This window comes from Endozoicomonas sp. ALB115 (assembly GCF_049310245.1).
Classification (GTDB): Bacteria; Pseudomonadota; Gammaproteobacteria; order Pseudomonadales; family Endozoicomonadaceae; genus Endozoicomonas.
In genome coordinates, this window is sequence record NZ_JBLYZG010000127.1 from 1 (window position 1) to 5443 (window position 5443).

The 5443-nt window shown below is 49.0% G+C and carries 3 protein-coding genes; all 3 read right to left on the minus strand.

What is annotated here, in order from left to right; translation table 11 throughout:
* Nucleotides 1-487 (minus strand): hypothetical protein (locus ACO6VE_RS23765; RefSeq protein ID WP_422463904.1); only part of this gene is annotated, 487 nt, incomplete at its 3' end.
* A gap of 199 nt (nt 488-686) precedes the next feature.
* Complete coding sequence (locus ACO6VE_RS23770; protein WP_422463906.1) at nt 687-3593, minus strand: ankyrin repeat domain-containing protein; 2907 nt, start codon at nt 3591-3593, stop codon at nt 687-689.
* 256 nt (nt 3594-3849) lie between these two features.
* Nucleotides 3850-5443: ankyrin repeat domain-containing protein (locus ACO6VE_RS23775; RefSeq protein WP_422463908.1), on the minus strand; the 1594-nt coding region annotated here is incomplete at its 5' end.

The window sequence follows — 5443 nt, forward strand, 5'->3', positions numbered from 1 at the left end:
TAAGAAAACTCTGGGTAAAGCGGCCGTGAATACCGGGAGCGCACTCCTGAATGTCGCTCAGGCAGTCATGAAGTATCCCTGCGATGTAATTCTGGTTGTCAACATTTGCATCGTGTTGTTGATCCCTGAGTTGCATGACTAACTGTCGAATCTGGAAGCGTGTCTCACGATACAGGGCGAGCAGGCTGTTTTTAAGATATTGAGGCGGTGATTCCAGTTTCTCGTGAAAAATATCTATTGATGAATCGTATTGATGATTAACGTAGGGCTGTACCAGTTGTTTCATCTCCTTAATATCATTCAGGAAACGGGTTTTTATCTCAGGAAAGGCGGCATGGTTTTCCAGTTCCTCGTAACAGTGAACCCCGGGCAATTCAATATATTCTGGCTGCTGGGCAACCGTTGGTATTGGTGGCTTTTCAGAAGCGGTATCTGGTTGCCAGGGTTGGAAAAGTACTGAGTTAACTTCTGTATTTAACGAAAGCATGAATTTATCCAATGTCAGAATTTATTTTGGATAGCTATTAAGTAGTTGGCCAAATGGAATCGTATATTTCTGGCTAAGTGGGCAGTTACTATGCAAGGCACAACGTAGGGAGCATAGCCGTAGCTATGTGACCGTAGTTGTAACGCCGCAGAGTGACTGCCCACTTAGTCAGAAAATACGATTTCATTTGGTTAACTACTTAATTACCTGAGCTGAGTCCTGGATCTGGAAAAGGGTTAATCAGCAGTCTTTCGCACTCTGCATGGCCTTCTTTGCGGGCGGCGTCCCGGGGCGTCAAGCCACGGTTACTTTTTATACTGATGTTAATGCCGGGAGCTTTAAGTAGCGCTTTGATGGACTCTGCATGGCCAAATTTGGCAGCGCAGTACAGGGGCGTGAAACCCTTGAGTGTTTTCACATTGACGTCAATGCCTGTGGCGTTCAATAAAAGCGCGATGCACTCTACGTTGTCTTCTATGGCGGCCCAGTGCAGGGCCGTAAAGCCCCCAGGTCGTGCCATATTGACGTCAATGCCTTTGGCGTTCAATAACAGCATGACGCAGTCTGTATGGCCAGATTGGGCAGCGGAACTCAGGGGCGTGAAGCCTTCGTCAGATATCACATTGACGTCAATGCGGTCATCGGTCAATAACGCCGAGATGCACTCTGCCTTACCTGCCGCGGCAGCCGAGTTCAGGGGTATGCCTGCGTCAGACCTCACATTGACGTCAATGTCGGCGGCGGTCAGTAATGCCATGATGCACTCTGGGAAGTCTTTTATAACAGCACAGAACAGGGGCGTATTGCCATCGACAGACTTAACATTGACGTCAATGCCGTCGGCGGACAGTAATTCCCTGATGCACTCTGCATGTCCTTCTACGACAGCGCAGTACAGGGGCGTAAAGCCATCGTCATTCTGCACATTGACGTCAATGCCGTCGGCGGCCAATAACGCCCTGACACACACTACGTAGCCTGAGGCAGCATAGTGCAGGGGTGTCAAGCCATCGTTATTTTTTACATTGATGTCAATGCCTGTGGTGTTCAACAACTCCGTGACACACACTACGTGGCCTTCTGAGGCAGCACAGTGCAGGGGCGTAAAGCCATCGTTACTCTTCACATTGACGTCAATGCCGTCGATGGTCAGTAACGCCCTGACGAACGCCACGTGCCCTTTTTCGGCAGCGATGTGCAGGGGCGTCGAGCCATGGATATTTTTCCGGTTAACCTGCGGGTTGCCTGGTTTCAGCAGGTATTCCAATGCAGGCAAATTACCGGAACTTGCAAAGCACGCCAGGGGGGTGTCCAGATCATCGTTCAAGAAGCTGGTCAATGGATCACAATGACCGGTTAACAAAAGATTGGACAGGGTTTCTGACTGCCCCAGAATAAGGGCCTGTTTGAACAGTCGCTGGCAATCATGGGGTGTCAGTAACTTTTTCATATCCTCGTGGGAAAAATCAGAGACCTGCCAGCTGGCCAGGCGTGATGAGATTGACAACACATTTATTCCCTGTTGTTGAAGTCTCAATAAGACCGGCTTCAGCAGCGGTGTATCGATCAGCCAGTCCAGTACGCGTGGAGCAATGCCTGGAGAAATGCCGGGAGTAATGAACGTTGTAACAGAGGTAAAATGATCAACTACACATTTGTATAACGTTTCTTTAAAAGTGTCATCGTGCTTAATCAGCTTCTCACTGAGTTGGTTGGCAAGCGCCCTGGTCACCATCGCTGGTATTTTACCAAGCTGTTCGATGGTGGTGTGTTGCAGGAAAAACGAGGCAATATGACGGGCCTTATCGGTTTGCTCCATTGCCTGGGTGAGCAGGGCATAAATGGTGGTTTCAGGCCAGGTTGAGAAGTCAATGGACATTAAATGCGGCAATGTCAGCGAGGTGTGATTATTCGCATTAAAAGTACACGCCAGCCCCGTCGGCAAGTACTGGTCATGATTAAATACCCAGAAGAAAAGCTGGTTGATGGTGCCGATATACCAGGCCGAATCGACACCTGCAGGAATAGTGGCGAACACCTTGGCCGATGATTCACAGAAATGGTTGGCCACCCAGGCCAGTAACTTTTCCCGGTACCGGCCAAGGTAATAGTTGCCATCGCCAGTTTCTTCGATGACGGTCCTGAGATCAAGGGACTGTTCTCCGCCTGTTTGCAGTAAATGATTGACCGGTTTAAAGAGTGCGCTTTCAAGCGTCCCCATTCTCTCTGAAGTCAGTTCAAAGGGGGCAATAACGTCGGTTTCCCATACCTGTACACCCAGTTTTTGCAGGGTTGCACTGAGCTGGTCAGACCACCCGGACGAGAGTTGACGCAGGATGGTACAGGCATTGACTGACAGTGATGCAGCCGCAAGAAATCGCCGGGTAAGGTCATCACCCAGATGGGTCGGTGCCGAAGTGTCAACGATATGGGGAAGCCCCAGATGCTCACAGAAAAGATTGTGCAAACTGTGCTTCCAGTGAACCTCCATGCCTGGTGGTATATCAACCAACCTCTCCCGTTGCAGCTCAAGCAGGAAAGACTGGATAAATTGATCAAACAGCTCACTCCTGACATTGAAGAGCTTCCCGCCCAGCCCTCCCCGTAAGGCTTCCAAATTAAGAAAACTCAGGGTAAAGCGGTCGTGAATAACGGGAGCGCACTCCTGAATGTCGCTCAGGCAGTCATGAAGTATCCCGGCGATGTAATTCTCGCTGTCAACATTTGGATCGTGTTGTTGATCCCTGAGTTGCATGACTAACTGTCGAATCTGGAAGCGTGTCTCACGATACTGGGTGAGCAGGATGTTTTTAAGATGTTCAGGCGGTGATTCCAGTTTCTCGTGAAAAATATCTATTGATGTATCGTATTGATCATTAACGTAGGGGTGTACCAGTTGTTTCATCTCCTCAATATCATTCAGGAAACGGGTTTTTATCTCAGGAAAGGCGGCATGGGTTTCCAGTTCCTCGTAACAATGAACCCCGGGCAATTCAATATATTCTGGCTGCTGGACAACCGTTGGTATTGGTGGCTTTTCAGAAACTGTATCTGGTTGCCAAGGTTGGAAAAGTATTGAGTTGATTTCTGTATTTAACGAAAGCATGAATTTGTCCATGTCCTATTTGTTTTGGACATATTTGATTGCAAAATAGTGGAAAAGTTGCATATTAATGGCTTGCATTAATTATTGAATTTTTAGCTATTAAAATGAATATGGTGATATTGGCGTGGGAAAAACAGGTAACGAATAAACCGGGAACTGCCGACCCTGACCCGAATATTTCATAAATGTGCTCCCTCACCCCCCCCCTTTGAATTTGTCCCGGAATAACTTCATCATTTTACTCAGTCCGGGCTAATCAATTACCAGAGCCAAGTCCCGGGTCAGGAAAAAGTGGAATCAGCAGTTTTTCGCACTCTGCATGGCCTTTTTTGCGAGCGGTGTCCCGGGGCGTCAAGCCGTCGCTGCTTTTTACACTAATGTCAATGCCGGGAGCTGTAAGTAACGCTTTGATAGACCCTGCCCGGCCAAATTCGGCAGCGCAGTGCAGAGGTGTGAGACCCTTGATTGTTTTCACATTGACGTCAATGCCCTTGGCGTTCAATAACAGCAGGACGCACTCTACGTTGTCGCCTATGGCAGCCCACTGCAGGGGCGTAAGGTGCCCAGGTAGTGCCATATTGACGTCAATGCCTTTGGCGTTCAATAACACCATGATGCAGTCTGTATAGCCAGATTGGGCAGCGCAGCTCAGGGGCGTCATGCCTGAAGACGAAGTCAAATTGACGTCAATGTCGTCAGCAGTCAGTAATACCTTGATGCACTCTGCGAAGTCTTCTACAACAGCGCAGTACAGGGGCGTATAGCCATAGAAGCACTTAACATTGACGTCAATGCCGTCGGCGGACAGTAATTCCTTGATGCACTCTGCGTGGCCTTCTGCGACAGCACAGTACAGGGGCGTATAGCCATCGTCATTCTGCACATTGACGTCAATGCCATCGGCGGTCAATAACGCCCTGACACACACTACGTGGCCTTCTGAGGCAGCACCGTGCAAGGGCGTCAAGCTATCGTTATGTGTCACATTGACGTCAATGCCTGTGGTGTTCAACAACTCCGTGACGCACTCTGCGTGACCTCTCAAGGCAGCATAGTACAGGGGGGTCACGCCATTGTTATTCTTCACATTGACGTCAATGCCGTGAATGGTCAGTAACGCCCTGACGAACGCTACGTGCCCGTTTTCGGCAGCGATGTGCAGGGGCGTCGAGCCATGGATATTTTTCTGGCTAACCTGCGGGTTGCCCGGTTTCAACAGGTATTCCAATCCAGGCAAATTACCGGAGCTTGCAAAGCACGCCAGGGGGGTGTCCAGATCATTGTTCACGATACTGGTCAATTGATCACAATGACCGGTTAACAGAAGATTGGACAGGGTTTCGACCTGCCTCAGAATAAGAGCCTGTTTGAACAGTCGCTGGCAATCATGGGGTGTCAGTAACTTTTTCATATCCTCGTGGGAAAAATCAGAGACCTGCCAGCTGGCCAGGCATGATGTGATTGACAATACATCTATTCCCTTTTGTTGAAGTTTCAATAAGACCGGCTTCAGCAGCGGTGTATCGATCAGCCAGTCCAGTACGCGCGGAGCAATGCCTGGAGTAATGCCTGGTGGAATGAACGTTGTAATAGGGGCAAAATGATCAACTACACATTGGTATAACGTTTCTTTAAAAGTGTTATCGTGTTTAATCAGCTTGTCACTGAGTTGGTTGGCAAGTGCCCTGGTCACCATTGCTGGTATTTTACCAAGCTGTTCGATGGTGGTGTGTTGCAGGAAAAACGAGGCAATATGCCGGGCCTTATCGGTTTGCTCCATTGCCTGGGTGAGCAGGGCATAAATGGTGGTTTCAGGCCAGGTTGAGAAGTCAATGGAGATTAAATGAGGC

Bases quoted from the DNA above. Each gene is read 5' to 3' on its own strand.
- ACO6VE_RS23770 (WP_422463906.1), bottom strand. From the start codon at position 3,593: ATGCTTTCGTTAAATACAGAAATCAACTCAATACTTTTCCAACCTTGG.